This is a genomic window from Polynucleobacter sp. 39-46-10 (assembly GCF_002282275.1).
In genome coordinates this window covers 1-1,794 of the sequence record NZ_NCJB01000416.1, presented here as the reverse complement: position 1 = coordinate 1,794, position 1,794 = coordinate 1, and the positions used below count along the sequence as shown (strand labels likewise).

3 protein-coding genes are annotated in these 1,794 nt (G+C 43.6%); all 3 read left to right on the top strand.

Annotation, left to right across the window (positions count from 1 at the left end; genetic code table 11):
• The coding region (locus B7X71_RS16310) for a PLP-dependent transferase (RefSeq protein ID WP_293601503.1) at window positions 1-310 on the top strand (310 nt) is incomplete at its 5' end.
• 34 nt (window positions 311-344) lie between these two features.
• Complete coding sequence (locus tag B7X71_RS16305; protein WP_293597287.1) at window positions 345-968, top strand: class I SAM-dependent methyltransferase; 624 nt, start codon at window positions 345-347, stop codon at window positions 966-968.
• On the top strand, window positions 965-1,681 hold the full coding sequence (locus B7X71_RS16300; protein WP_293597286.1) for a Crp/Fnr family transcriptional regulator: 717 nt from the start codon (window positions 965-967) through the stop codon (window positions 1,679-1,681). Before B7X71_RS16305 ends, B7X71_RS16300 begins: the two co-directional genes overlap by 4 nt.
• The last annotated feature ends 113 nt before the right edge of the window (window positions 1,682-1,794 follow it).

Here is a 1,794-nt window from a genome sequence, read left to right as displayed (position 1 = left end):
GAAGTCTCACCCTCAGCATGTTCTGGCTAAGCGTCAACAGAAAGCGGGCGGTGCCATACTGTCTTTCACCCTAAAGGGTGGCAAGAAAGCTGCATTCAAGCTGATTAATCAAACTAAGCTTTGCTCTATAACTGCAAACTTGGGCGACACGCGTACAACGATTACCCATCCTGCAACGACGACACACTGCCGCGTAAGTCCTGAAGCTCGTAAGGCCGCCGGCATTACAGATGGCCTAGTTCGTATTGCTGTTGGCCTAGAGAATGTGGTCGACCTAAAGAATGACCTCATTGGTGGATTGAAGAAGTAATTGCAGATTGAATGTGTCTAAGACTGGGGGATTAATGAGCTTTGCAGATGCAACCCAGTTCTGGAATGAACGTTTTAATAAAGAAGAATTTATCTTTGGCAAAGAGCCAAATGAATATCTGGTTGATCAAGCATCTCAATATCTAAAGCCCAAATCTTCCGTTCTTTGTATTGCGGATGGAGAAGGGCGTAATGGTGTTTGGCTTGCTAAGCAGGGCATGAGTGTTACTGGTTTTGAAGTTTCTGACATTGCCCTTACTAAAGCAAATCAGTTTGCTGCTGAGAATAAAGTGAACATTCAATACAGTCTTTGTGATGCCGATGGCTTTAAATGGCAGACCAATTCTTATGATGCAGTTGTTGGCATATTTATTCAGTTTGCCGATCCTGAAATGCGGGCTAGAATTTTTAAGCAAGTGCATCAGACCCTTAAACCAGGTGGCCTTTATATATTGCAGGGTTATACCCCAAAGCAGTTGGAATATAAAACTGGTGGGCCATCGCTGATTGAGCATCTATACACTGAAGAAATGATTCGCGAACTCAGTCAGGGGTTTGAGATTCTTGACCTTCAGTGCTATGAAAAAAAATTATCTGAGGGTGCAAGACATACTGGCATGTCAGCCTTGCTCGGCATGGTTGCTAAAAAGATCATATGAAAACCATCGATATTAAAAGCGCTTGGCAGGGCAATAGCGACTGCAATTCTTGCTCCATTAGAAGCTCTGCGCTCTTTGCCGAATTAAATGAAGATGACTTTTCCAAGATACATGAGCCAATTGATGACCTGCGATTTGAGGCGCACTCTGGAATTTACACTCAAGGTGATGTCGCTGATTACTTATATACCTTGAGAGATGGATATATCAAGTTGCTTCATATTAATTCGGATGGATCTGGAAGAATTGTGCGACTGGTGGTACCAGGTGATTTATTTGGGATGGAGGCTTTACTTGGTGATAGCTATTCACATTCAGCTGCTGCGCTATCTAATATTCATCTCTGTCGTATTCCGAAAAAAATCATCTCCTCTCTAGGCGAAGAATCGCCACGATTACATCGTCAGATTGTTAAGAAGTGGGGTGAAGCTCTTGCGCAATCTGAGTCATGGTTCTCTGAAATTAATACGGGTCGTATTGAGGTACGTCTCGCTCGCTTCTTCCTCAGAATTGCTAAGGTTTCAGGGGGTATGGCTGTCGCACCTTTATTTAAGCGTGAAGATATGGGTTTGATGATGGATGTGAAATTTGAGACTATCAGTAGGGCGCTTGCCTCTATGGCTGATCAAGGAATCATTTCTAATGTCACTCGCCTCAGCATTCAAATTCCCAGTATTGAGAAATTAAGAGCATTCTCCCAAGCTAGCGCCTAATTTATCTGGGCAACAAAAAAGCTGCCGAAGCAGCCTTTCAATCACATTAACGCAAGTGCAGCATTAAGCCTTCTTAGCGTAAGCAGAGCACCAGCCTTTACCCGCAACTTGCT

Excerpts from the sequence above, each read along its gene's own strand:
- B7X71_RS16305 (WP_293597287.1), top strand. The coding sequence starts at position 345 with ATGAGCTTTGCAGATGCAACCCAGTTCTGGAATGAACGTTTTAATAAA.
- B7X71_RS16300 (WP_293597286.1), top strand. The coding sequence starts at position 965 with ATGAAAACCATCGATATTAAAAGCGCTTGGCAGGGCAATAGCGACTGC.